Annotated in this window: 20 protein-coding genes and 1 pseudogene; 15 read left to right on the plus strand and 6 right to left on the minus strand. The window is 68.9% G+C overall.

The annotated features are described in order from the left end of the window. Positions 1 to 10: 10 nt before the first annotated feature. A complete protein-coding gene (locus HHUB_RS16700) occupies positions 11 to 352 on the minus strand; it encodes a hypothetical protein (protein WP_089649829.1) in 342 nt (113 codons plus the stop codon). A 180-nt stretch (positions 353 to 532) separates the two neighbouring features. Here HHUB_RS16700 and HHUB_RS13350 point away from each other — a divergent pair, with 180 nt between their 5' ends. Then, a complete protein-coding gene (locus HHUB_RS13350) occupies positions 533 to 1771 on the plus strand; it encodes a mandelate racemase/muconate lactonizing enzyme family protein (protein ID WP_059058380.1) in 1239 nt (412 codons plus the stop codon). A 180-nt stretch (positions 1772 to 1951) separates the two neighbouring features. Next, positions 1952 to 2836 carry a fumarylacetoacetate hydrolase family protein gene (locus tag HHUB_RS13355; RefSeq protein ID WP_059058383.1) on the plus strand — a complete coding sequence of 295 codons (885 nt, stop codon included), beginning with the start codon at positions 1952 to 1954 and terminating at the stop codon, positions 2834 to 2836. A gap of 79 nt (positions 2837 to 2915) precedes the next feature. Here HHUB_RS13355 and HHUB_RS13360 read toward each other — a convergent pair whose 3' ends face one another. Next, on the minus strand, positions 2916 to 5246 hold the full coding sequence (locus tag HHUB_RS13360; protein ID WP_179204599.1) for a glycoside hydrolase family 3 N-terminal domain-containing protein: 2331 nt from the start codon (positions 5244 to 5246) through the stop codon (positions 2916 to 2918). Between the two features lie 534 nt (positions 5247 to 5780). Between HHUB_RS13360 and HHUB_RS13365 the strand changes: the two are divergent. Both HHUB_RS13365 and HHUB_RS13370 read left to right on the plus strand, forming a co-directional pair. After that, positions 5781 to 8043: pseudogene (locus HHUB_RS13365) on the plus strand (glycoside hydrolase family 3 N-terminal domain-containing protein). 627 nt (positions 8044 to 8670) lie between these two features. Beyond that, entirely contained in the window at positions 8671 to 10353 is a 1683-nt protein-coding gene (locus tag HHUB_RS13370) for an acyl-CoA synthetase (protein WP_059058384.1), read from the plus strand. A 28-nt stretch (positions 10354 to 10381) separates the two neighbouring features. On the opposite strand, the gene HHUB_RS13375 is transcribed toward HHUB_RS13370, so the two are convergent. After that, entirely contained in the window at positions 10382 to 10771 is a 390-nt protein-coding gene (locus HHUB_RS13375; protein WP_059058386.1) for a hypothetical protein, read from the minus strand. Positions 10772 to 10982: 211 nt separating this feature from the next. Between HHUB_RS13375 and HHUB_RS13380 the strand changes: the two genes are divergently transcribed. From HHUB_RS13380 to HHUB_RS13425, 10 genes are all read left to right on the plus strand, one after another. Beyond that, positions 10983 to 11789, plus strand: a complete 807-nt coding sequence (locus HHUB_RS13380) for an N-acyl homoserine lactonase family protein (protein ID WP_059058388.1) — start codon at positions 10983 to 10985, stop codon at positions 11787 to 11789. Continuing rightward, positions 11786 to 13099 (plus strand): hydroxyacid-oxoacid transhydrogenase, encoded by a 1314-nt coding sequence (locus tag HHUB_RS13385; protein ID WP_059058803.1) that lies wholly within the window; start codon positions 11786 to 11788, stop codon positions 13097 to 13099. The genes HHUB_RS13380 and HHUB_RS13385 overlap by 4 nt, the downstream gene beginning before the upstream one ends. A gap of 20 nt (positions 13100 to 13119) precedes the next feature. Then, positions 13120 to 14481 (plus strand): NAD-dependent succinate-semialdehyde dehydrogenase, encoded by a 1362-nt coding sequence (locus HHUB_RS13390; RefSeq protein WP_059058805.1) that lies wholly within the window; start codon positions 13120 to 13122, stop codon positions 14479 to 14481. A gap of 188 nt (positions 14482 to 14669) precedes the next feature. Beyond that, positions 14670 to 14891: a hypothetical protein gene (locus HHUB_RS13395; protein WP_059058389.1), complete on the plus strand. Its 222-nt coding sequence runs from the start codon at positions 14670 to 14672 to the stop codon at positions 14889 to 14891. Between the two features lie 288 nt (positions 14892 to 15179). Beyond that, positions 15180 to 15692, plus strand: a complete 513-nt coding sequence (locus tag HHUB_RS13400; RefSeq protein ID WP_059058391.1) for a winged helix-turn-helix transcriptional regulator — start codon at positions 15180 to 15182, stop codon at positions 15690 to 15692. A gap of 6 nt (positions 15693 to 15698) precedes the next feature. After that, positions 15699 to 16001 (plus strand): DUF7471 family protein, encoded by a 303-nt coding sequence (locus HHUB_RS13405; RefSeq protein ID WP_059058393.1) that lies wholly within the window; start codon positions 15699 to 15701, stop codon positions 15999 to 16001. Positions 16002 to 16109: 108 nt separating this feature from the next. Further along, positions 16110 to 16742, plus strand: a complete 633-nt coding sequence (locus HHUB_RS13410) for a nitrous oxide reductase accessory protein NosL (protein WP_082687264.1) — start codon at positions 16110 to 16112, stop codon at positions 16740 to 16742. Between the two features lies 1 nt (position 16743). Further along, positions 16744 to 18666 (plus strand): NosD domain-containing protein, encoded by a 1923-nt coding sequence (locus tag HHUB_RS13415; protein ID WP_059058395.1) that lies wholly within the window; start codon positions 16744 to 16746, stop codon positions 18664 to 18666. Next, entirely contained in the window at positions 18663 to 19403 is a 741-nt protein-coding gene (locus HHUB_RS13420) for an ABC transporter ATP-binding protein (protein ID WP_059058397.1), read from the plus strand. Before HHUB_RS13415 ends, HHUB_RS13420 begins: the two co-directional genes overlap by 4 nt. After that, positions 19403 to 20230: an ABC transporter permease subunit gene (locus HHUB_RS13425; RefSeq protein WP_059058399.1), complete on the plus strand. Its 828-nt coding sequence runs from the start codon at positions 19403 to 19405 to the stop codon at positions 20228 to 20230. The genes HHUB_RS13420 and HHUB_RS13425 overlap by 1 nt, the downstream gene beginning before the upstream one ends. Positions 20231 to 20275: 45 nt before the next feature. Here the strand turns inward: HHUB_RS13425 and HHUB_RS13430 are convergent, their stop codons facing one another. Next, on the minus strand, positions 20276 to 20485 hold the full coding sequence (locus HHUB_RS13430; protein WP_059058400.1) for a hypothetical protein: 210 nt from the start codon (positions 20483 to 20485) through the stop codon (positions 20276 to 20278). 109 nt (positions 20486 to 20594) lie between these two features. Between HHUB_RS13430 and HHUB_RS13435 the strand changes: the two genes are divergently transcribed. Further along, positions 20595 to 20864, plus strand: coding sequence for a hypothetical protein (locus tag HHUB_RS13435; protein WP_059058402.1), 270 nt, complete (start codon positions 20595 to 20597; stop codon positions 20862 to 20864). 24 nt (positions 20865 to 20888) lie between these two features. Here the strand turns inward: HHUB_RS13435 and HHUB_RS13440 are convergent, their stop codons facing one another. Both HHUB_RS13440 and HHUB_RS13445 read right to left on the minus strand, forming a co-directional pair. Continuing rightward, positions 20889 to 22502: a hydantoinase B/oxoprolinase family protein gene (locus tag HHUB_RS13440; protein WP_059058404.1), complete on the minus strand. Its 1614-nt coding sequence runs from the start codon at positions 22500 to 22502 to the stop codon at positions 20889 to 20891. Continuing rightward, the gene (locus tag HHUB_RS13445) at positions 22499 to 24511 is read right to left on the minus strand and encodes a hydantoinase/oxoprolinase family protein (RefSeq protein WP_059058406.1); all 2013 of its coding nucleotides are present in this window, start codon (positions 24509 to 24511) and stop codon (positions 22499 to 22501) included. The genes HHUB_RS13440 and HHUB_RS13445 overlap by 4 nt, the downstream gene beginning before the upstream one ends. Positions 24512 to 24554: the final 43 nt, after the last annotated feature.

Below are 24554 nucleotides of genomic sequence, written 5' to 3' on the forward strand. Positions count from 1 at the left end.
TACCATAAGCTCACACTCGGCGCCGCTCTGGGCATTTTTCGCGGAAATTAGCTGGGAGAACGCACTCCGTTACGAACACAGTATTGTAATTCTCGTCCGGGAGTCTATTCTGTATCTCAGAATGTCTCCGCCGTGACGCGGCCGCACCGCTGTGCGGCGACGCCCGCAGGGAACAGACTCGCATCGGCACCGACCCGGGGAGGCCGAACAGCTGCTGGGGACAGACGCCGCGCTGTCGCACCAGCGGGTTCAAGGACGCCAGCGCCGCGCGCACCTCCGCAGCGTCGACGTCGCCGGCGGAGACGGCGTCGGGCTCGACTCCGTCGAGCGGGTCTGTCGAGTTCGTAGCCATAGCCGTACGATGTGCGTCGTCGTGTAAATACGTGCGGGTCGCACCCACGACCCACGGCTTCGACGCCGCGGCCGGCCGACGAGTCGCCCGCGACGCGGGACCGGAGGCGTGGACGCGCGGAATGCGACCGAGTGGCACATCCAAAGTTTTACTATCGGGTTGCGGAATATACGGACGCAAATGGTCGATCACGCGAAGCTCCGCGACCCGAACGCGGAGTACACCATGCGGGACCTCTCCGCAGAGACGATGGGCATCTCCAACGAGCGCGGCGGTGTCCGCGACGCGGAGATTACGGACGTACAGACGACGATGGTCGACGGCAACTACCCGTGGATTCTGGTGCGCGTCTACACGGACGCGGGCGTCGTCGGCACCGGCGAGTCCTACTGGGGCGGCGGCGACACCGCCATCATCGAGCGGATGAAGCCGTTCCTCGTCGGGGAGAACCCGCTGGACATCGACCGGCTCTACGAGCACCTCATCCAGAAGATGAGCGGCGAGGGCTCCATCTCCGGGAAGGTCGTCTCCGCCATCTCCGGCATCGAAATCGCGCTCCACGACGTCGCAGGCAAGCTCCTCGACGTGCCCGCCTACCAGCTCGTCGGCGGGAAGTACCGCGACGAGGTCCGCGTGTACTGTGACCTCCACACCGAGAACGAGGCCGACCCGCAGGCGTGCGCCGCGGAAGCCGAGCGCGTCGTCGAGAACCTCGGGTACGACGCCATCAAGTTCGACCTCGACGTCCCCTCCGGCCACGAGAAGGACCGCGCGAACCGCCACCTCCGCAACCCCGAAATCGACCACAAGGTCGACATCGTGGAGGCGACCACGGAGGCCGTCGGCGACAAGGCCGACGTCGCATTCGACTGCCACTGGTCGTTCACCGGCGGCTCCGCGAAGCGCCTCGCGAACGCCCTTGAAGAGTACGACGTGTGGTGGCTCGAAGACCCCGTCCCGCCGGAGAACCACGAGGTCCAGAAGGAGGTCACGAAGTCCACGACGACGCCCATCGCGGTCGGCGAGAACGTCTACCGGAAGCACGGCCAGCGGACGCTGCTGCAGCCCCAGGCCGTGGACATCGTCGCGCCGGACCTGCCGCGCGTCGGCGGGATGCGCGAGACCCGCAAAATCGCGGACCTCGCGGACATGTACTACATCCCGGTCGCGATGCACAACGTCTCCTCGCCCATCGGGACGATGGCGTCCGCGCACGTCGGCGCCGCCATCCCGAACTCGCTGGCGCTGGAGTACCACTCCTACGAGCTGGGCTGGTGGGAGGACCTGGTCGAGGAGGACGACCTCATCGAGGAGGGCCGCATGGAGATTCCCGAGGAGCCGGGGCTGGGCCTGACGCTGAACTTCGACGCCATCGAGGACCACATGGTCGAAGGCGAGACCCTCTTCGACGAATCGTAGCGTAACGTAACTCACCCGACCGCGGACACGTAACCCTCTGGCTCGCGCCGACCCGCTCGGGTCGGCCGCGAACGCCACTTCTCTGCTGTGCCGTTCGACGCGCTCGACATCCGACTGTTATCAGTGGGTTCACGGTCAGGGCGGCGATACTCTTTTAACTACATCGGTGTATCAACGAGTATGCGGTATTACCGACTCCCTAGTAGAGAGCGGGGAACGGACTCGGATGCCCTCGTCGTCGTAGACGGGGAAGACGACGCCTACGACCTGTCGACGGCGTCCGACGACCTCGGTTCGTTCACCGAACTCGCTCGCGCGGCGAACGCCAGCGACCGCTCGGTGGACGCTATCGCCCGCGACCGGATTCCGGACGCCGAATCGTACGACCTCGATAGCGCCGACAGCGACGCGCTGCTCCCGGTCGTCCCCGACGAGGTGTGGGCTGCGGGCGTCACGTACAGCATCAGCGAGGAAGCCCGGAAGGCAGAGAGCGGGAAGCCGGAGGTGTACATCGACGTCTACGACAGCGACCGCCCCGAGCTGTTCCTGAAGGCCACACCGTCGCGGACCGTCGGGCCGAACGAGGCCGTCGGCATCCGCGAGGACTCCGACTGGGACGTGCCCGAGCCGGAACTCGGCGTCGTCCTCCACCGCGAGGAGGTCGTCGGCTACACCGTCGGCAACGACGTGTCCAGCCGCGACATCGAGGGCGAGAACCCCCTGTACCTCCCGCAGGCGAAGGTGTACGACCGCTGCTGCTCGCTGGGGCCGTGCGTGGCGACCGGCGGCGTCGTCGAGGACCCCCACGACCTCACGATGTCGCTGACCATCGAGCGCGACGGCGACGTCGTCTTCGAGGACGAGACGACGACCAGTCAGATGGCGACGACCTGCGAGACGCTCGTGAAGTACCTCCGCCGCCACAACGACCTCCCGGAGACGCTGGTGTTGCTGACCGGCACCGCGCTCGTCCCGCCGGAGACGTTCACGCTCCACGAGGGCGACGAGATATCCATCGACATCGAGGACATCGGCCGACTGGTCAACGACACGGTCGTCGTCTGACTGCGGACGGAGCCAGCAGCGAGCGAGAAAAACGACGAATTCAGTGCGACGATGCGGTGCGACGGCGGCAGTCAGCGCCCTATTCTGCGCCTTCCACGGTGGTCTCCGTGAAGTACGTCCGGCCGCCCTCGGGGACTTCCTTCGTGCCGGTGACCTCGAACTCAGCGGTGGAAGCGATGTCCGCCGCGGAGTGGCCGACGCGGAACTCGTAGGGACCGTCCTCAACGGCGAGGTTCATGTCGCGGTCGTGGTACGCCAACTGGGAGGCGTCGACCTCGAAGCGCACGCGCTTGGCCTCGCCGGAGTCGAGGGAGACGCGCTCGAACGCGACCAGTTCCTGCACCGGGCGCGCCTGGTCGGGGTTCTGTGCGCTGGCGTACAGCTGGACGACGTCGTGGCCGGCGGTGTCGCCCGTGTTCTCGACGGTGACTTCGGCCGTAATCGAGCCGGCGGGCGCCAGCGTCTCCGCGGACAGCGAGAGGTTGCCGTACTCGAAGTCGGTGTAGCTGAGGCCGTGGCCGAACGGGAACAGCGGGTCGCTCTCGGTGTAGACGTACTCCTCGTTGGCGGTGTTGGGCTTGCGGCTGTAGTGGACGGGGAGCTGGCCGACCGACCGCGGAATCGACACCGGGAGGTGGCCGCCGGGGTTGTGCTCGCCGAACAGCACCTCGGCGACGCCCTCGCCGCCGCGCTCGCCGGGCAGCCACGCCTGCAACACGGCGGGCACGGACTCGGCGATGGACTCGATGGAGTGGGGTTTGCCGCTGACGACGACCGTCACGACGGGCGTGTCGGTCTCCTCGATGCGCTCGACGAGCGCGCGCTGGATGCCCGGAAGCCCGAGGTCGACGACGTCACAGCCCTCGCCGCTGGTGGCGACGCTGGGCATGTTGACGCGCTCGCGGTCGGAGTCCGAGAAGTCCACCGCGGAGCGCGCGCCGACGAACGCCAGCGCGACGTCGGCGTCAGCAGCGGCGTCGGCGGCCGCGTCGAAGTCGTCCGTGTCGGGGCCGGTCGTCGTGCAGCCCTGCTCGTAGTGGACGTCGAAGCCGTACTCGTCGGCGCGCGCCTGCACGGCGTCGAGGGGAGTCGTCGCGTCGAGTTCGACCTCCTCCTCGGGGTAGTGAGCGGGGTAAGCGTAGTCGCCCATGAGCTCCTGGGCGTCGTCGGCTTTCGGGCCGAGCACGGCCACGGAGTCGGTCTCCTGGCCGACCAGCGGGAGCAGGTCGCCCTCGTTCTTCAACAGCGTCATCGACTCGCGGGCGGCGCGCGTCGTGAGGTCGCGGGCTTCCTCGGTGCCGAACGGTTCGTCGGCGGCGTCGGCGTCGACGGTCGGGTCGTCGAGCACGCCCTTCTCGGCTTTCGCGGTGAGGACGCGGCGGACCGCGCGGTCGAGGGTCGCTTCCGAGAGTTCGCCGGCTTCGACGGCGTCCGCGAGGTGCTCGCCGTAGCAGTCCGTGTACGGGAGTTCGACGTCGATGCCGGCCTCGACAGCGGTGACGCCGGCTTCGCGCTCGTCGGCGGCGACGCCGTGCTCGCTGCGGAGGAACTCAACGCTATAGTAGTCCGAGACGACGGTGCCGTCGAAGCCCCACTCGCCGCGGAGCACGTCCGTGAGCAGCCACTCGTCGCTGGCGCACGGCACGCCGTCGATGTCGTGGTAGGCGTTCATCACGGACTCGGCGTCCGCCGTTCGGATGGCGGCCTCGAACGGGAACAGGTGCGTCTCGCGGAGTGCCCGGCGGCCGATGTTGACGGAACTCCGGTTCTTCCCGCCCTCGCCGGCGCCGTGCCCGGCGAAGTGCTTGAGCGTCCCGGTGATGCCGTCCCCGTCGCCCTGTAGGCCGTCGACGTAGCCGCAGGCCATCGCGGCGACGAGGTACGGGTCTTCGCCGAACGTCTCCTCGACGCGCCCCCAGCGGAGGTCGCGGGCGATGTCCAGCACGGGGGAGAGCGCGTGGACGGTCCCGATGGCTTCGAGTTGGTCGCGGATGGTGTCGGTGACCGTTTCGAGGAGCTCCGGCGACCACGTGCTCGCCATCCCAATCATCTGCGGGAACGTCGTGGCCTCCGGACCCATGTACCCGCTGAGGCACTCCTCGTGGGGGATGGCCGGGATGCCGAGTCGCGTCTCCTCGCGGAGGTACTCCTGGAGTTCGTTCGTGCGCTCGGCGGCCTCCCGCGGGGAGAGGCTGCCCTCGCCCCCGATGCGGGTGAGGTGGCCGATGCCGTTCGAGAGGTGCTCCTCGACGGCTGCTTCGTCGAGCGTGCCGTCCTCGTGCAGGAGCTTCTCGGCGTTCACGGAGCCGAGTTGTGCTGCCTTCTTCTCGACGGTCATGCGGTCGAGAAGCTCGTCTACGCGTCGTTCGGTCGGCGTCTCGGCGACACCGCCGTCTGAACCAGTTCGCATCAATCGGGTCGTCGCAATCCCCGATATTAATAATTCGGATGTGGGAACGAGTGACGCGCCCGTCGGGTTCCCCACGTCGAACTGGTCGTTCTGAGTGGCAGAACGGGGGTCGAACCGGCGGTCGAGGCGAAATCTCTCGCAACGCGGGAATTGTCGCGTTCGAGGGCGTCGTAGCGCGTTCGGCCAACAAATATCTAGGTATTCTACACTATATCGTTCTGTTTCTCAGAACGCAATTCGTGCGCCGTGAGTGCATCCACCACTCACTCGTTCGCCGCGTCACGGGAGCGTCGGGCGACGTACGCCCGAATCCTCGCAGCCGCGTGGCGAGCGCCGAAAGTGCGGGACGGCGGAATGGTCGCCGAGCCACGCCCGCAGCGCAGGAATTCGCGGTTGCGGTCGGTCCCGGCGTACTCGGCTCACCGAGCCGTGAACCCGGTTCGCCATGACAGAACGAAATCGTACTTCAGAGCCGCTACGGCCCGATATCGGACGCTCAGCAATAATTAATACGGCCAGTCACAGGTATGGGTCATGGACACAGACACCGACGCGCCGACGTATGAGCGCGCCGACGCGCCCACAGCGAAGCGAGTCGCGGACCTCCTCGACCGCATGACCCTCGAAGAGAAGGCGGGGCAGGTCACGGGGACGTGGGCGGGCTACCTGCGCGAGCGCCACGACCTCGACGACGTGAAGCGCGCCATCGACGACCATCACCTCGGGTTCGCCGCGCCGTTCGGCTGGGGCGGCGCGCTGGCGACCGACCCCGAAGCGGTCACCGAGGCGGTCAGCGAGCTACAGACGTACGCGCGAGAGGAGACGCGACTCGGCATCCCGCTGTTGTTCAGCGTGGACGCCATCCACGGCAACGCGTACGTGTCGGGCGCGACCGTCTTCCCGAACGGACTGGGCGCGGCCGCGACGTGGGACCCCGAGGGCGTGGAGGCCGCGGCGGAAGTCACCGCGAAAGAGGTGCGTGCGACGGGCGCGCACCAGAACTACGGGCCGACAGTCGACGTCGGCCGCGAGCCGCGCTGGGGACGGATCTTCGAGACGTTCGGCGAGAGTCCCCCACCTCGTCGGCGAGCTCGCGGCCGCGAAAGTCCGGGGCTATCAGGGCGACGGGCTCGCGGACCCCGACAGCGTCGTCGCGACGGCGAAGCACTTCCCCGCGTACAGCGAGCCCGAGCGCGGGGAGGACGCCTCCCCGGTGGACGTCTCCGAGTACAAGCTCCGGAACACGTTCCTCCCGCCGCTGGAGCGCGCGCTCGACGACGGCGTGGCGTCGGTGATGCCCTCGTACAACTCCATCGACGGCGAGCCCTCGCACGGCTCGACGGCGCTACTCGGGGACCTCCTGCGCGATGACCTCGGTTTCGAGGGCCACGTGGTCTCCGACTGGAACGGGATTCGCCACCTCCACGAGGACCACCGCACGGCCCGCGACCACGCCGACGGTGTCCGGCAAGCCCGAGAGGCTGGCGTGGACGTGGCGTCGGTCGGCCACACCCCGCACGCCGAGCGCGTCGTCGACCTCGTGGAGTCCGGCGACCTCGACGAGGCGACCCTCGACGAGAACGTCCGCCGCGTGCTCCGCCTGAAGTTCGAACTCGGGCTGTTCGACGAGAACCCGGAAGACGCCGCCGACGCCGAGACGGCCGTCGAGACGCTCGGCGCGCCCGACCACCGCGAGCAGGCGCTGGAGGGAGCTCGGGACAGCATGACGCTGCTGGAGAACGACGGCCTGCTCCCGCTGTCCGGCGACGAGGACGTGTTCGTCGGCGGGCCGAACGCCGACGACATCGTTCACCAGCTCGGCGGGTGGAGCGTCAGCAGCGACGACGACGGCTTGCCGGGTGCGACCGTCCGCGAGGCCGTCGAGGACGCGACGACCGGCGACGTGACGTACGCGCAGGGCGCGACGCTCAACGAGACGCTGGACGTGGACGCGGCCGTCGAGCGCGCTGCCGACGCGGACGTCGCCGTCCTCGCGCTCGGTGAGGGGTGGTACCTCCACGAGTTCGGCCCGACCGAGAACACCGGCTCGGCGACCGGCGAGTGGCCGACTCGCGGCGACCTCGGGCTGGCGGACGCCCAGCAGGAACTCGTGCGACGCGTCCGCGAGACCGGGACGCCGGTCGTCGGCGTGCTGATTACGGGACGGCCGCTAGCGGTCGAGTGGCTGGCCGACACCGCCTCCGCGCTGCTGCTGGCGTACTTCCCCGGGACGGAAGGCGGCACGGCTGTCGCGGAGACGCTGTTCGGGGAGAACGACCCGAGCGGCCGGCTCCCCATCACGGTGCCGCGCTCGGAAGGCGACCTCCCCCAGCACCACGACTACCTCGCCCACCCGACGCCGATTGGCGACGACGAACACCCCAACTCCTACGACCCGTTCTACGAGTTCGGCCACGGGCTCAGCTACACCGACTTCGAGACCAGCGACCTGTCCGCGACGTTCGAGGGCGCCGAGGGTGCCGTCGAGGGTGGCGCAGCGGCCGGCACAGTCCGCGTCACCGTGGAGGTCGCCAACGTCGGAGACCGCGAGGGGACCGAAACCGTTCAGGTGTACGCCCGCCAGCGACACGCCTCCCGCGTCCGGCCGGTGCGCGAACTCGTCGGCTTCGACCGCGTGACGCTCGCTGCCGGCGAGCGCGAAACCGTCGAAATCGAGGTTCCTGTCGAACGGCTGGGCTTCTACAAGCCCCGTGAGGGCCACGTCACTGAATCGGGCGCGTACCGCATCGAAGTCGGCGACGACGCGACCTCCGTTGACCTCCCGGCGAGCGAGTGAGCGCGCCGGGTAGTCGTCTCCGCCCGACCGACATCTCATTACACGTCTAGTATTGTAACGGAAGTCGGGCGGGGAGCGCGCCAGCGTATTCCACAGCGAGGCTTCGACGAAGCGGCTGGGACGTAGTTGTTCGCCAAAGTACCGTAGTCATTTACAGTAAATTCTTCTGAGGTATTTGGGCTGAAGGACAGTTTCGGTGGATACTGCGCTGAGCCGCGAGGTTGGTTCACGGGTAGTCGCGTGAGGACTCGAGACCACAGTTTCTCTCAATGCAGGACAGCACGGTCGCGACGCCACACAGAGCGAGCGCGGATTCTAGTGGTATTCGAGGTTTTGACGGACGTTACTGGATTTCACGGAAAGTCGTAGCAGCGACGAGACGAAGTTCATCGTCGGATGTGTGGTGCCATCAAACCGGGCCAGTCGCCGACCGCGGCGCTCCAGTGACGCGAACGCGCGCAGAATCCGTTCGCATAATCAAAGTATTCGCTATCGTATAGTATTACAGACGTACCTAATTTTGTATGATTCCGGGGAGTAGCAAGTGAACCACGGCCAACGTGTCGTCTGCGCGAGAAAACATTAGATACAATAATTATGGATTCGGTGTGGCTAGACGTTCGTCCAATGCCACCGACCCACAACCTCTCGGACTACGAGCAGGCCCGCGCGGAGTTCTCGTGGGACGACGTGTACGCGGAGGCCGACTGGGACGCCCCAGCGGACCTGAACGTCGGCCACGAAGTCGTCGACCGGCACGCGACCGACCGCGAGAAGGTCGCGCTCTACCAGGTCGGCGCCGACGGCGACCTCACCAGGCTCACGTTCTGGGAGCTGGCCGACCGGTCGAACCAGTTCGCGAACGTCCTCGACGACCTCGGCGTCGCCGCCGGCGAGCGCGTGGTCTCGTACATGCCGCGCATCCCCGAGCACTACGTCGCGCTCGTCGGCACCCTCAAGCACGGCGCCGTCTGGGGGAGCGTCAACGAGCGCTACGGGCCCGACGGCATCGCGTACCGACTCGACGACTGCGACGCGCGCGTCGTCGTCACGACCACCGACAACCGCGACACCGTCGCCGCGGCGCTCGACGACGCACCCTCGGTCGAACACGTCGTCACCGTCGACCGCGGGACGGGCGCGCCCAGCGGCGACGTGGTCTTCGACACCGCCGTCGACGACGCCAGCACCGACTACGAAACCGCCGCCACGGGCGGCGACGACGACGCGCTGCTCTACTACACGTCCGGGACGACCGGCCCCGCGAAGGGCGTCCTCCACGAGCACCGCTGGATTGCGGGCGTCGCGGCGACCCAGCGGTACGCCGTCGACCTCCAGCCCGGCGACCTCTACTGGTCGACCGGCGACCTCGGCTGGCTGACCGGCGCCATCAACACGCTCGGCGCGTGGTTCTGGGGGGCGTCGCTGTTCACCTACGAGGGCGAGTTCGACCCCGAGACGTGGGCCGGCCTCCTCGACGACTACCCCATCACGGTGCTGTTCTCCGTCCCGACCGCCTACCGGATGCTCCGCGAGCACGAGGGCGTCCTCGACGGCGTTGACCTCGACCTGCGGCACGCGCTGTCCATCGGCGAACCGCTCTCCGCGGGCGTCGTCGACTGGGGCGAGGACACGCTCGGCGTGACGATTCTGGACACGTACGGCCAGACCGAGACCGGCAACATGGTCATCAACAACTACCCGTCGATGGAACTCCGCCCGGGCTCGATGGGCAAGCCGCTGCCCGGCATCGACGCCGCGGTCGTCGACCCCGAGACCGGTGAAGTTCTGCCGCCCGGAGAGACGGGCGAAATCGCCCAGCGCGGCGACTACCCGTGTTTCTTCGCGGAATACTGGGAGGCCCCGGAGAAGACCGCGGCGTGTTTCGTCGACGGCCCGGACGGCGAGTGGTACCTCTCCGGGGACCTCGCGCACCGGGACGAGGACGGCTACTTCTGGTTCGAGGGGCGTGCCGACGACGTCATCCTCTCCTCGGGGTACCGCATCGGGCCCTTCGAGGTCGAGAGCGCGCTCGGCGAACACGACGCCGTCGCCGAAGCCGCCGTCGTCCCGAAACCCCATCCCGAGCGCGGCAACGTCGTCAAGGCCTACGTCGTCCCCAGCGAGTCGGCCAGCCCGTCCGCCGACCTCAAATCGGACGTCAAAGCCCACGTCAAAGAGCGGCTGGCGGCCCACGAGTACCCCCGCGAAATCGAGTTCGTCGAGGAGCTACCGAAGACCGTCACCGGGAAGATTCGCCGGACGGAACTCCAGGACCGCGCCGCCGACGAACCGGAGTCCGCCGAGTAACCCCACGGAGCGGCCGGGCGCGCGCCGGTCACGGCCGCTCTTCGAGGACGATGTTGCGCGCCTGCGAGATGACGCCGTGGGCGTCGTCCATCGCGTCGGCGTCGATGGCGACGGCGGCACCGACGCCGTCGCCGACGGCGAAGTTCATCTCGATGACGTGCTCGAAGCACGTAATCATGCATTGTAGGTCGCCGTGGTCCTTGGAGAAGGCGTGCTCGTACAGGGGCGCGTGCAGCGAGTCCAGTCGGGACTCGTCGATTGCCTTCCGGAGGCCGTCGTCGGAATACTGGGCGGCCACGTCGTCGCGAACGTATTCGACCTCGACGCTGTCGGTGTCGTACCGGATGACGCTGCGCAGTTCCCCGTCGGTCTGCTCCTCGAAGAACTCCCTGAGCCGGGAGGTGACACCGGCGGCCATGGACCGGGTGTCGTGAGCAACCGTGATAGTTGTACGGGTAGCGTAGAGTACCTATGTATTATTTCTAACATAGTCTGTCGGGCGTGGGTCGCGCCCGAACGGAGCGATTAGCGCGGAGGGAAACGACCCCAGTTCTCTCGTGGAGCGCCTCCACAGCGCGGTGTCAGCGTTCGCCCGTACATTTATAGTTAATTAACTATCATTATCGTATATGGTAGAAGCTACCATAGACGTGGTCCACCGCGGCGGACTGCAGTGCGACCTCAACTACCTGATTCAGGGGAACACGCTCGGGAGCCACGACGAGCCCGACCCATCCACCGACTACGAGGAGATTCCGGTGTGGAACCTCGTCATCGACCACCCCGAAGCGACGATTCTGTGGGACACCGGCAACCACGAGGACGCCCTCGACGGCCACTGGCCGGAGGGCCTCAAGCAGGCGTTCTACCCCCACGACGTGCGCGACCACACGCTCGAAGGCGACCTCGAAGACGCCGGCTACAGTCTCGACGACATCGACGCCGTCGTCCAGACCCACTTGCATCTGGACCACGCCGGCGGCCTCCACCACTTCGACGGCACCGACGTCCCCGTCTACGTCCACGAGAGGGAACTCAAGTTCGCGTACTACTCCGAGAAAACCGACAAGGGAAGTGGCGCGTACATCCTCGAGGACTTCGACCACGACCTGAACTGGCAGGTCGTCCACCAAGACCGCGAAACTCACTTCGAGGACATCGAGTTCATCCGGCTTCCCGGACACACGCCCGGGCTTATGGGGACGATCGTTCACCTCGACGGCCACGGCACGCTGGTGTTCGCGGGCGACGAAATCTACCAGTCGGAGAACTACGAGGACGAAGTGCCGCTGGGCGCCGGCCTGCTCTGGGGGAATCAGGCGTGGTTCGAGAGCCTCCAGACGCTGAAAGAACTCGAACGCACCCACGACGCCGAAATCGTCTACGGCCACGACCCCGACCAGTTCGACGACATCCGCTCGGGGTGGTCCTCGTGAGCTACGACCGCTCGGTCTCCGCCAGCGACCGCGAGCTCGCACCGGAGACCATCTGGCACATCGACATGCCGGAAATCAGATTCGGGCGGGACGCAACCGACGAGCTCGCCTTCCAGTTGCGCGACCTCGGCGTCGAAGGCGCAGCCACTGGACTCGTCATCACCGACGACGGAGTCGCCGACGCCGGCCACGCCGACCGCGTCGTCGCTCACCTCGAAGCCGCCGGCCTCGACATCGACATCTACGCCGACTCGGAGCGCGAACCCTCCATCGGCGCCATCGAGGACTGCCTCTCGTTCGTCCGCGACCAGACCGACGACGGCTACGACTTCTACGTCGGGCTCGGCGGCGGGAGCTGCATGGACACCGCGAAGGCCACTCGCGCGATCATCGCTAACGGCGGCAGCCCCCTCGACTACGTCGCCGAACCGACGGGCGACGGCCAGACGCTCACCGAATCCGGCCCGCCGCTGGTGCTGTTGCCAACCACGGCCGGCACCGGCGCCGAGATCTCCCCGGTCGCGATTCTCTCGGTCCCCGAGAAGGAGATCAAGGAAGCGATTTCGAGCAACCACGTCCGGGCCGACGCCGCCGTTCTGGACCCGACACTGACCACGACGCTCCCGCCGGACCTCACCGCGCGGACGGCGATGGACGCGCTCGGCCACGCCATCGAGGGGTACACAACCCACGAGTACGACTCGCTGTTGCGCGCGAGCGACCCGGGCGAGCGCCCGGTGTACGCCGGGCGAACCCAGCTCACCGAGATGTTCTCCGAGAAGGCGATCCGTCTCCTCTCGGGGAGCGTCCGCACCGCCGTCCACAACGGCGACGACCTCGACGCCCGCGAGGACATGCTGCTAGGGGCGCTGTTCGGCGCCATCTCCGGGCTCACCGCGGGCGCCAGCCTCTGTCACGCGATGGCGTACCCCGTCGGCAACAAGTATCACACGTTCCACGGCGAGACCATCGCCGTCCTCACGCCCGCGAGCACCATCGACTACAATTCGGCCAGCGACCCCGCGCGGTTCGCCGAGGTCGCCGAAATCTTCGGCGTCGATACCACGGGACTGACGGACCGCGAGGCCGCCGACGCGCTCAAGCGGGCGTACATTCAACTCCAGCGGGATCTGGGCGTTCTTCCGAGCGGCCTCAGCGAACTCGCCGGCATCACCGAGGACGACGTCGACTGGCTCGCCCAGCAGACCGTCGACACGCAGGAACGCCTCCTGCGGTGCAACCCCCGGCCGGTGACCAGCGACGACGTCGCGGCCGTGTTCCGGGACGCGCTGCACAACTGGGAAGAATGACCGACGCGACAGGACCGGACATGGACGCCGTCAATCCCGCGACGGGCGAACGCATCGCGACCTACGAGGCGGACTCACAGGCGGACGTGGAGGCGGCGCTGGCGCGCGCCGACGACGCGTTCGAGGCGTGGCGCGAGCGGCCGCTGCGCGAGCGCGAGGAACTGCTCGCGGTGGCCGGCGACGTGCTCCGCGAGAACGAACGCGAGTACGCACGGCTGATGACCGAGGAGATGGGGAAGCCGATTTCGCAGGCGGTCTCGGAGGTCGAGAAGTGCGCGTGGGTCTGCGACCACTACGCCGAGCATGCCAGCGCATACCTCCAGCCGGAGGGCCACCCGAGCCCGCCGGGTGCGGACGTGCAGACGGTGTACGAGCCGCTCGGCCCGGTGCTGGCGGTGATGCCGTGGAACTTCCCGTTCTGGCAGGTGTTCCGGTTCGCGGCGCCGTACCTCACCGCGGGCAACGTCGGCCTGCTCAAGCACGCCTCGAACGTCCCCGGCTGCGCGCGGGCCATCGCGGACGTGTTCGAGGAGGCGGGCTACCCCGACGGCGTGTTCCAGACGCTCCTCGTCGGTTCGGACGCCGTCGACGACGTGCTCGCCGACGACCGCGTGCGGGCGGCGACACTCACTGGCAGCGGGCCGGCGGGCCGCGCGGTCGCGTCGACGGCCGGCCAGGAACTGAAGAAGACAGTGCTGGAACTCGGCGGCAGCGACCCGTTCGTCGTCCTCGACGACGCCGACCTCGACGAGGCGGCCGAGACCGGGGCGTGGGCGCGCAACCTCAACGGCGGCCAGTCCTGCATCGCCGCGAAGCGCTTCGTCGTCCACGCGGACGTCTACGACGAGTTCGTCGAGCGGTTCGTCGACGAGGTGGATTCGCTGACCGTCGGCGACCCCACCGACGAGGAGACCGAGGTCGGCCCGCAGGCGAGCGCGGACCTGCTGGCGGACCTCCACGAGCAAGTGCGGGCGTCCGTCGAGGCGGGCGCGACCGTCCTCACCGGCGGCGAGCCGATGGACCGCGAGGGCGCGTTCTACCCGCCGACGGTGCTCGCGGACGTCCCCGAGGGGTGTCCCGCCGACAGCGAGGAGCTGTTCGGCCCCGTCGCCGCCGTCTTCGAGGTCGACGACGAGGCCGAGGCAGTCGAGAAGGCCAACGACACCGCGTTCGGGCTGGGGGCGAGCGTCTGGACCGCGGACCGCGAGCGCGGCCGCCGCGTCGCCCGCGACATCGACGCCGGCTGCACGTACGTCAACCAACTGGTGAAGTCCGACCCGCGCGTGCCGTTCGGCGGCGTCGGCGTCTCCGGGTACGGCCGCGAACTCTCCGAGCCCGGCATCAAGGAGTTCGTCAACCGCAAGACCCTCTGGGTCGAATAATAGGGCGTCTGTCGGTTCGACCGCTGTCGATAGCGAAGGCGGTCGTTCCGAACACGTTTCGGCCGACCGCGCTTCGAGAACGCTCTCAGAGACTGAGAGCGTGTCACCCGCATTTTACAGGCGGTCTAGGAGAATGCCCCGAGGCTTGACCCCGAGGCTATTCACGTCTGGAACTGTTGGTGTGGCGTATGGTGAACCGCCCTGCCCGAGCGTACGGCGCCCTCCTCGTCGTCGTCGCGGCCGTGGTCAGCGGAGCCATCATCGTCTCCGGGTTCGTCGCAATCGAACTCGTCCTCGACACCGTCACCGTCTGGGGATACATGGCGGCGGTCGCCGTAATGGTCGTCTGCGCGGTCGTCAGTTGGCTGACTGACCTCCCCGGCATCCTCACGGCCGAGTTCGGCGGGTGACCGGAGAAAGCGCGGTGGCTCCCGCCAATGTGTAGCTTCCTGCTGTTCCCACCGCAAACCACCGGCGTCAGTCATCTGCATCTCCGGGTACGACTGCGAAGTCTCCCGGCATCGACGAGTTCGTCAACCGCAAGACCCTCTGGGTGGAGGAGTCCGCGAGCGGGCGCGGTTTCGACGGACGGACCAGAAACCGTTTCTCCCGGCCCCGTCTAGGTCATCGTATCCTGACGGTTCGCGTCCGACCGCGTGGTTCGGGCGGCGGCGCGGCCGGCGACCACTCACTCCACTATGCCACCCACTCGCGCCACAATCACGGAGTCCATCGAGGCCCACCCCGGCCTCCACTTCAACGAACTCGTTCGGCGACTCGAACTCGCGCCGGGCCAACTCCAGTACCACATCCGGGAACTCCAATCGACGGAGGACGTGATTGCGGAGTCCGTCTACGGGAAAACACACTACTTCCCCCCGGAGTACGACGACTGGGAGCGGACCGCGCTGGCGCTGCTCCGCCGGGAGACCGCCGGGGAGATTGTCGCGTTGCTCCTGACAGAGGGGGAGGCGCCGCCAGCGGCCGTGGCGGACGACCTCGGCATCGCTCGCAGTACCCTGGAGTGGCACTTGGACCGCCTCGTCGACTGCGGACTGGTCGAGAAACAGCGCGACGTCTCGAACCGCGTGACCCTGACCGTTCGGAACGCCGACCGGACGGTCGAGTTACTGCGCGAAGCGGACCCGACGCTCGGCGAACGGATGGTCGACAGGTTCACGCGGCTGGTCGACAACCTCCTCGACGGGTGAGCTTCGATGACGCAGTGGATTCCGAGTCGGTACTGGCCGGTGCTCGTGGTGGTGTTGTCGCTGGCGACGGTGGGGACCGTCGTCTTGTTCGGCGTCGGCTTGAGTGCGTACGTGCAGCGGCGCTCTCGCCGGTATCTACTCGTTGCGGGCGTGTTGGCGTTGCTCGTCGGGCGGACGTTCGTCGGGATGGGGACGCTGTTCGGCGTGGTGCCGATGGGGTTGCACCACTTAATCGCGCACTCGATTGATTTCCTGACCGCGGCGACGCTGCTGTACCTGGTGTACCAGTCGCCGGAGGACGCCTCGTAGCTGTTCTGGTTCGTTCCTCGAACCGATTCGAGTATTGTACCAGTGCCACTATACTATCTGCGGAGCCACGAGCAAACGACGCCGAGTCCCCCACGACGCCTCTCACTCATGGCTCCACACTCATCTGACGAACGCCCCTCGACCCACGAATCCCACGCACAGACACCAACTCCAGCGGGCGGGCTGCCGGTCACGCGACGGCAGTTCGTCGGCGGCGCTACCACCGCCGTCGCGGCCGGCCTCGCGGGCTGTCTCGGTGGCGGCGGCACGGACGACGCGCCGGCCCCGGTCACGATTCCCGACGGCGCCACCTGCGACGTCTGCGGCATGGCAATTACACAGCAACCCGGCCCGACGGCCGAGATTTTCTACGCGAACGCACGCCCTAGCGACCACGAAAATCCCGCTCGCTTCGACAGCGTGTGGGAGGCGTTCCAGTTCGACTTCCGCCACGACTGGACGCGGACGGCGTTCTACGTCACCGACTACTCGGCCGTCGACTACGACGTCCGGACCGACGGCGACCAGCAGCTGCTCTCGACACACTACGAGCGGGCAGCGTTCGTCGACGCGACCGCCGCCACCTACGTCGTCGGCTCGGCGGTCGTCGGCGCGATGGGCAAAGACCTCGTCGGGTTCGCCGAGCGCGCGGACGCCGAACGGTTCCGGGACGAGTACGGCGGCGACCTCGCCACGTTCGACGACGTGACCCCGGACCTCGTCTCGTCGCTCGGCGCGTAGCATGCTCGGGCGAAGCCTCCCGCTGGCGCTGGTGGTCGCGCTCGTCCTACTGAGCTACTCCCTCGTCGTACCGGTCGGCGACGACGCCGTCGAGCCCGCCCGGTTCGAGAACACGTTCGACCTCGGACTGACCGACGAGACCGTCCGCGAGGTCGAGCGACGCGGCCTGTCGATTCCCCGCGTGCAGGTCTACTACTCGAGCTACGAGTACGTCGTCGGCTTCGACACCATCGAGTCGTTCCGCCTCGAACAGCAACGAGCGGGCCACCAGCGGCAGTTCGGGCAGCCGGTCGCCATCTTCGTCTCCGACTACGCCGGCACGAACGCCTCTCTCACCGAGAACGGCTCCCTGACGGCGGCCAACCATGTCGGCCTCGTCGACGCCGAGGACGCGTTCGTCGTCGTCGGCAGCGACGCCCGCCTCCCGAGCGGCCCGGTCGCGGTCCCGTTCGGCGAGCGGAGCGCCGCAGCGGCGTTCGCCGACGACTACGGCGGCGACGTCGTCCCGTGGTCGGGAGTCGAGGACGCCGTCACGCCCGCGCAACCGCTCACCCGTCAGAACTTCCGGGCGGCCGCGGACAACCGGTCCGCGTGGGCGGACGCGGCGGTCGCTACCGCCCGGACGCTCCGCGACCGACCGACGTCGGTCACCGTCGGCGAAGACGCCCCGTCGCTCGCCGCCGCTGTCGACGCCGCGCCGCCGAACACGACCGTTCGCGTCCCGCCCGGAACGTATCGGACTGACGGCCTCACCGTGAACAAGTCGCTGACCATCTCCGGCGCCGGCGAAGCCACCCGGCTCCGGGGCGACGGAAACGGAACCGTCGTGCACGTCACCGCGCCGCGAGTCGCGCTCGCGGACCTCCGCATCGACGGCGTCGGCGACGTCGGGAGTCGGCGCAGCATGTTGAACGCCTCCCGGCTCGAAACCGCCGGCTGGTCGGAGAACATCGAACTCGCGTACGGCCGCGGCGACGCCGCCGTGCGCCTCGTCGATGCCACCGAATCACTGCTCACCGGCCTCCACGTCGACACGCCATCCTCGGGCATCGTCTCGCTGAACAGCACCCGCTCGGTCGTTCGCGACACGGAAGTGAACGTGACGAACGACGCCGACGACGGCTTCATGGGGCTGGTCGCGATGCACGGCCCGCTGGTCGTCGAAGACAGCCAGTTCGCGGGCGGCCGCGACGGCGTCTACACGCATCGCGCCGACGGCGTCGTCGTCCGCGGCAACACGTTCCGGGACAGCCGATTCGGCGTCCACGAGATGTACACCTCCCGTTCGCTCGTCAGCAACAACACCGTCCGCGACACGAAGACCGGCGTCATCATCATGACGCGACCCACCGGAACCATCGTCGTCGACAACGACGTACGCGCGTCGCAGGTCGGGCTCTCAACCGCCGGTTCGTACGCCTACTACGCCGGCAACGTCGTGACCGACAACGCCCGCGGCATCGACGTCCTCGGCTCCCAGTCCCTCGTTGAGCGCAACACGATTACTGGCAACACCGTCGGGATTCGTAGCGGCCCCGCGCTGCCGACGAATCTCGTCACCGCGAACGACATTGTCGGCAACGACCGCGCTGTCACCGCCGACCTCGGCCCGCTCCGCGTGTGGACCGTCAACGGTAGCGGGAACTACTGGGGGCCGATGCCCGGAAGTGACGCCGACGCAGACGGCTACTACGAGCGGTCGTTCCGCCCGAGCGGCGCCGTCGACGGGCACCTCCACGACGCGCCCGGCGCGTGGACGCTCGCCCGCTCACCGGCGGTTGCACTGACTCGGAACGTCCAGGACACCGTGCCGGGGTTGCGTCCCGCGGGCGTCGTCGACACCGCGCCGCGAGTCACCCCGGTGCGGCCCGAGACGCTGGCCGCTACCCGTGGAGCGACCAACGCGACGGAGGTGACGTCGTGACCGACAATGCCAACGACGGACGGTCACTAGCGCTCAGGGACGCATCGCTGGCGTTCGGCGACGTGACTGTCCTCGACGGCGCGTCCGTCGACCTCCGGACGGGTGCGTTCACGGCGGTAGTCGGCCCGAACGGGTCGGGGAAGACGACGCTGCTCGAACTGCTGGCGGGACTGCGACCGCTCGACGCGGGGACGGTCACCCGGCCGGCCGCTTCCGGCCGGCTCGTCGCGTACCTCCCGCAGACACCCGGCTTTCGGTCGGGGTTTTCCGCCTGCGAGACGCTGGAGTTCTACGCGGACCTCGTCGACGGTGACACTGACCCCGACAGCCTGCTCGCCGAGGTCGGCTTGGCGGATGCCGCCCAGCGCGGCGTTGACGAACTGTCCGGGGGGATGATCCGCCTCTTGGGCATCGCGGTGGCGCTGGTCGGCGACCCGCCCGTCGTCGTCCTCGACGAGCCGACCAGCGGTCTCGACCCGGACGTCGCCGACCACATCTTCGACGTCGTCGAGGGGCTCGCCGGCGACGGCCGACTCGTCGTCACCGCGAGCCACGACTTGGCCGCCATCGAGGCGCGCGCGGATCGCGCGCTGTTCCTCTCGAACGGCGAGTTCGTCCTCGACGGCGCGCCCGAGCAGATTCTGGAGACGACCGGCGCGGAGTCGCTTCGAGCGGCGTTCGCCGCGACCGCTCGCGCAGAAGCCGGCGCTGTCGCTCGTCCCGGAGGTGGGCGGTGATGCGGCGACGCGACCGCGTGGCCGCCATCGTCGAGCGCGAACTCTGGACGCTGCTTCGGAGCCGCGTCGCTCTCGCGCTCGCCATCGGATTCTTCGGCATCATCGTCGGACTCGGTGGCGTTTCGATGGGTGCGCCCGGCGGCTACGTGTCGCTGACCTACGACCTCCTCCTCCCGGTGGAGGTGTTAGTTCCGACGCTGGCGTTCGCGTACGCCTACCAGTCCGTCCGCGGCGACGACGAACGCGGTGAGCTGGCGGTCATCCGGACGTACGACGTGTCGCGACTGGAGTACGTCGCGGGCGTCTTCGTCGGGCGCGCCGCAGTCCTGCTCGTCGTCGTGCTCACGAGCCTCGGCGCGGCCGGCGTCGTCGCCAGCGTCGGGGCGAACCAACCCGTGGCGTTCTTCGCGACGCACAGCGCGGGCGACACCCCGCTCGTGTACGCGCGGTTCGCGGTGTTCGCGGCGCTCTACGCGCTCGTCGCCGCCGCGCTCGCGGTCGCCGTCTCGGCGGCGACGCGCACGAGCCGCCAGGCGCTCGCCGCCAGCGTCGGCGTGCTACTCGCCGTCGCGGTCGCACTCGACCTCGCCGTCGTCACGCTCGTCTCGGCGAACGTCGTCGATGCCGCGTCTATCGCGGTCTTCACGGGTCTTAGCCCGGCGAGCGCGTTCCGTGGGCTCGTCCTCGAAGTTGCAATCCAGCCCGCGCTGGCAGTCAGCCCGTCCGTCGCCACCGCGTCGCCGCTCGTCAGCGGCGTCGGACTGCTCGGGTGGCTGGCTGCGAGTGTGACCGTCGCCACCGTCGCAATCTGGCCTGAGTCAGCCTGACTGGCCGCCGCGACCCGAAACGCCGGCCGACGCTAGAAAGCGGGGTCAGAAGTACGCGGCTCTGACCTGTGCCAGCAGCCAGAGTACCGGTCCGAGAACGAGCAGCAGGCCAGCGAAACCCAACACGTAGTCACCTTCGAGAATGCCGCGCGCCCACCCCGCTCCGAGCCGAACGACGAACAGACAGAGGACGGCGACAATCGCGTTCCGGAGCGAGAAGCCCGATCCCGCCGCGTCCGATTCAGCCGGCGCCATTTCGTTGTTCTCCGTCCGGCCACACGAAAAGCATTCGCCCGCTCGGAGACGCCACCAGGGGCGGAGCCATACCACTGACTTTTGGTGCCGGCGGACGAACTATCGACCGATGAAACTCGCCACGGTCGCCGCGAACCTGGTCGGACTCGCCCTCCTCGCCGTGTCCGGCGTCGCCGCCCTCGCCGTCGTCGCTATGGCCGCCGTCTCCCTCCTCGACGGGCTGACGGGGGCGCGGTTCGCCGCGCTCTGGTTCACCGCCGGGCTGGCGCTCACCGCGGGATTCTGCGGCTACGTCCTCCGGAAGTTCGCCGCGGGCAACGTCATCCCGCTGGACTACGACATCTCCGTCGCCTTCCGCGGCGGACAGGGCGGCCTCTGACGGTCGGAAGCGACAACCAGCCCGTCACTCGTCGGTGACTTTCCCGTCGCGGCGGTCGCGCTCGCGGGCGTCCGCGTCCCGCTCGGCCGGCGGACCGTGACCGCCGCCGCCGGGCGTCCGGATGGTGAGCGTCGTCCCGGCGTCGACGGCCCGCGAGACTTTCGCGGCGACGGTCTCGCCGTCGATGCGGTTCTCGCCGGTCGCACCGTCTTCGCCGCCGTTCACGCCCGCCGGCGCCGTCCGGCGGCGCTCGGTCAACAGGGACACCGTCGCGTCCGTCTGGACGGTCAGCGAGCGTTCAAGGCCGAGGCCGCCGCGGAAGCGGCCGTCGCCGCCGCTGGACGGCCGGAGCGCGTACCGCTCGACGTGCAGCGGGTATTCGGCCTCCAAGGCCTCGACGGGCGTGTTGAGCGTATTTGTCATGCCGACCTGTACGCCGTCCATCCCGTCTTTCGTCGGGCGCGCGCCGAACCCGCCGCCGATGGTCTCGTAGTACGTGAACTCGCCGCGCCGGTCACCGATGACCAGGTTGTTCATCGTCCCCTGCCCGTCGGCCGGAACGCGCTCGGGGACGGCGTCCGCGAACGCTCGCAGCGTGACGTCGGTCACCCGCTGGCTCGTCTCGACGTTGCCACCGACCACGGCCGCGGGCGGCTCGGGGTCCAGAATGGACTGCTCGGGAACGGCGACGGTTATCGGGTCGTAGCAGCCCTGATTCGGCGGTATCTTGGGGTCGGTGACCGCGCGCACGACGAAGTAGACGGCGCTCTTCGCGACCGCGCGCGGCGCGTTGAGGTTCCCCTCGACCTGGGCTGCGGTCCCGTCGAAGTCGACCGTGAGTTCGGCGCCGTCGACGGTGACCGCCGCCTGAATGGGAATATCGTCGTCGGTGACGCCGTCGCCTTCGAGGACGTCGCGGGCCTCGTACGTGCCGTCCGGCAGCGCCTCGATTTCCGCTTCCATCCGGTCCCGGGAGTACGCGACGACGGCGTCGAACGCCCGCCACAGGCGGTCGCCGTGTTCGGCGAGCAGCTCCCCGATTCGTTCCTCCGCGCGGTCATTGGCCGCGCGCTGCGCCCGCAGGTCCGCCCGCCGCTCGGCCGGCGTGCGCACGTTCGCCAGAATCAGGTCGCGGACGTCCTCGTTGACCTCGCCGCCGGCCACGAGGCGGACCGCGGGCAGCCGCAACCCCTCCTCGTAGATTTCCGTCGCGCCCGAGGGCATACTCCCGGGCGCGCTGCCGCCGACGTCGGCGTGGTGGGCGCGCGAGACGGCGTACCCGACAATCTCGCCGTCGGGCGCCATCGGCGAGACGAGCGTGACGTCCGGGAGGTGCGTGCCGCCCGCGAACGGGTCGTTGACGGCGAAGACATCCCCGGGCTCGGGGTCGCAGCCCATCACGACGTCGACCGCGTCGGGCATCGCGCCGAGGTGGACGGGGATGTGTTCGGCCTGCGCGACGAGGGCGCCGCTCGCGTCGAACAGCGCGGTCGAGCAGTCCTGTCGCTCCTTGATGTTCGGCGAGTACGCGCCCGTGATGAGGACCTGCCCCATCTCCTCGGCGACGCTCTCCAACTGGTTCCGGAGGATTTCCAGCGTCACCGGGTCGAGGTCGGCGGTCGGCTCGTCGTCGGTCATCGTGCCTCCGGTTCGGCGACGAGCGCGCCGTCGTCGCGGACGGCCACGGTCCAAGCGGGCGGGACGACGGTGGTGCTCTCGTTCTCCTCGACGACGGCCGGCCCCTGAATCGTCCGGCCGGACGCCAGTCGGGCGCGGTCGTAGACCGGCGTGTCGTAGACGCCGTCGGCGAAGACGGCCTCCCGGGTCGCCTTCCGCGGGTCGCCGGCGCCGTCGTAGTCGAGGTGCGGCGGCGTGCGGGCGACGGTCGCCGTGACTCGGCAGTTGACGAGGTGGACGGGGTCGTCCATCCGGTAGCCGTACGCGGTCTCGTGTGCGGCCGCGAACCGCTGTGCTGCCGCCTCCGGGTCGAACGCCCCGTCCACGTCCACGGTGAGGTCGAAGCTCTGACCCGCGTACTTGAGGTCCACCGAGCGGTCCAGCGACGCCGCCGCGCGGTCCGACACCGAATCGAGGACGTCGCCCTCCAGTTCGGCGAAGACGTCGGCGACGCTGTCGGCGTCCACGTCGGCGAGCGGCTGCCGGTGCGTCCGCACCGCGTCCTGTTTCTCGTCGGCGGCGAGCAGCCCGTACGCCGAGAGGACGCCCGAGGCGCGCGGGACGACGACGCGGTGCATGTCGAGGGCGTCCGCGAGCTGGACGGCATGCATCGGGCCCGCGCCGCCGAACGCGACGAGCCCGAACGCTCGCGGGTCGTAGCCGCGCTCGACGGTCACCGAGCGAATCGCCCGCGTCATGCTCGCGTTCGCGACCCGGTAGACGCCGCGCGCCGCCTCGACGGCGCCGTCCATCCCCGCTTCCGCCGCGAGGTCCGAGAGCACGTCGTGCGCTCGGTCCGCGTCCAGCGAGAGTTCGCCGCCGAGGCTCGTACTGTCCCCGATGTACCCGAGGACGAGGTTCGCGTCCGTGACGGTCGGCTTCGCGCCGCCGCGCCCGTAACAGGCGGGGCCGGGGTTCGCGCCGGCCGACTCTGGGCCGATGCGGAGCGCGCCGCCGGCGTCCACCCACGCAATCGACCCGCCGCCCGCGCCGACGGTCTCGACGTCCACCATCGGCGTGCGAATCGGCCGGCCGTTGATTTCGGCGTCGGTCGTCCGTTCGACCGTCCCGTCCCGGATGAGGCTGACGTCGCTGGACGTCCCACCCATGTCGAACGACACCAGGTCCGGCTGGGCTGCGGGGTCGTCGCTGGCCAGCGCGTTCGCACCGACGACGCCGGCGGCCGGCCCCGAGAGGGTGGTCAGCACCGCGTTCCGTCGGACCGTCTCGGCGTCCGTAATCCCCCCGTTGGCCTGCATGATGCGGGGCGCCGGAATCCCGGCGGCCGCGGCGCGCTCGGACAGCCGCCCCACGTACCGGTCGATTGCCGGTCGCACGTACGCGTCCACGACCGTCGTCGAGGTGCGCTCGTACTCCCGGAACTCGCCCAGTACCTCGTGTGAGGCCGACACCGGCGCGTCGAGTTCCTCGCGGAGCAGTTCGGCCACTTGCCGCTCGTTCTCCGGGTGGGCGTAGGCGTGCAGCAGCGATACTGCGACCGCTTCCGCGCCGTCGTCGCGAATCGCCGCCGCGACCTCACGCACCTCCCCTTCGTCGACTGTCTCGTGAACCCCGTCGGGGGTGGTTCGTTCCGCGACCTCGTAGCGGCGGTGCCGGGGCACGAGCGGGTCGGGTTTCTCCGCGTCGAGGTCGTACAGCGAGGGGCGGTCCTGCCGCCCGATTTCGAGGACGTCGCGGAACCCCGCCGTCGTGACGAGCGCGGTCTTCGCGCCGTCTTCTTCGAGCAGGGCGTTGACCGAGACGGTCATCGCGTGCGAGAACTCCTCGAGGTCGCCGGGCGCGACGCCCGCCTCCGAGCACGCCTTCTCGATGCCCGCCAGCACGCCGTCGCTTTGCTCGTCGGTACTGGGCACTTTCGCCGTCACGAGGTCGTCGCCGACGAGTAACGCGACGTCGGTGAACGTGCCGCCGACGTCGACGCCGACGACCGTTGCCGTCACACCGCCCACCCCCGGACGGACTCCGCGTCCTCCCTGCGCGACACCGTCGCGT

The sequence above is a fragment of the Halobacterium hubeiense genome (assembly GCF_001488575.1).
GTDB classification, from domain to species: Archaea; Halobacteriota; Halobacteria; order Halobacteriales; family Halobacteriaceae; genus Halobacterium; species Halobacterium hubeiense.

Bases quoted from the DNA above. Each gene is read 5' to 3' on its own strand.
- HHUB_RS13435 (WP_059058402.1), top strand. From the start codon at position 20,595: ATGAAACTCGCCACGGTCGCCGCGAACCTGGTCGGACTCGCCCTCCTC.
- HHUB_RS13405 (WP_059058393.1), top strand. From the start codon at position 15,699: ATGACGCAGTGGATTCCGAGTCGGTACTGGCCGGTGCTCGTGGTGGTG.
- HHUB_RS13355 (WP_059058383.1), top strand. From the start codon at position 1,952: ATGCGGTATTACCGACTCCCTAGTAGAGAGCGGGGAACGGACTCGGAT.
- HHUB_RS13380 (WP_059058388.1), top strand. From the start codon at position 10,983: ATGGTAGAAGCTACCATAGACGTGGTCCACCGCGGCGGACTGCAGTGC.
- HHUB_RS13360 (WP_179204599.1), bottom strand. From the start codon at position 5,246: ATGCGAACTGGTTCAGACGGCGGTGTCGCCGAGACGCCGACCGAACGA.
- HHUB_RS13370 (WP_059058384.1), top strand. From the start codon at position 8,671: ATGCCACCGACCCACAACCTCTCGGACTACGAGCAGGCCCGCGCGGAG.
- HHUB_RS13440 (WP_059058404.1), bottom strand. From the start codon at position 22,502: ATGACCGACGACGAGCCGACCGCCGACCTCGACCCGGTGACGCTGGAA.
- HHUB_RS13430 (WP_059058400.1), bottom strand. From the start codon at position 20,485: ATGGCGCCGGCTGAATCGGACGCGGCGGGATCGGGCTTCTCGCTCCGG.
- HHUB_RS16700 (WP_089649829.1), bottom strand. From the start codon at position 352: ATGGCTACGAACTCGACAGACCCGCTCGACGGAGTCGAGCCCGACGCC.
- HHUB_RS13375 (WP_059058386.1), bottom strand. From the start codon at position 10,771: ATGGCCGCCGGTGTCACCTCCCGGCTCAGGGAGTTCTTCGAGGAGCAG.
- HHUB_RS13400 (WP_059058391.1), top strand. From the start codon at position 15,180: ATGCCACCCACTCGCGCCACAATCACGGAGTCCATCGAGGCCCACCCC.
- HHUB_RS13410 (WP_082687264.1), top strand. From the start codon at position 16,110: ATGGCTCCACACTCATCTGACGAACGCCCCTCGACCCACGAATCCCAC.
- HHUB_RS13415 (WP_059058395.1), top strand. From the start codon at position 16,744: ATGCTCGGGCGAAGCCTCCCGCTGGCGCTGGTGGTCGCGCTCGTCCTA.
- HHUB_RS13350 (WP_059058380.1), top strand. From the start codon at position 533: ATGGTCGATCACGCGAAGCTCCGCGACCCGAACGCGGAGTACACCATG.
- HHUB_RS13425 (WP_059058399.1), top strand. From the start codon at position 19,403: ATGCGGCGACGCGACCGCGTGGCCGCCATCGTCGAGCGCGAACTCTGG.
- HHUB_RS13395 (WP_059058389.1), top strand. From the start codon at position 14,670: ATGGTGAACCGCCCTGCCCGAGCGTACGGCGCCCTCCTCGTCGTCGTC.
- HHUB_RS13390 (WP_059058805.1), top strand. From the start codon at position 13,120: ATGGACGCCGTCAATCCCGCGACGGGCGAACGCATCGCGACCTACGAG.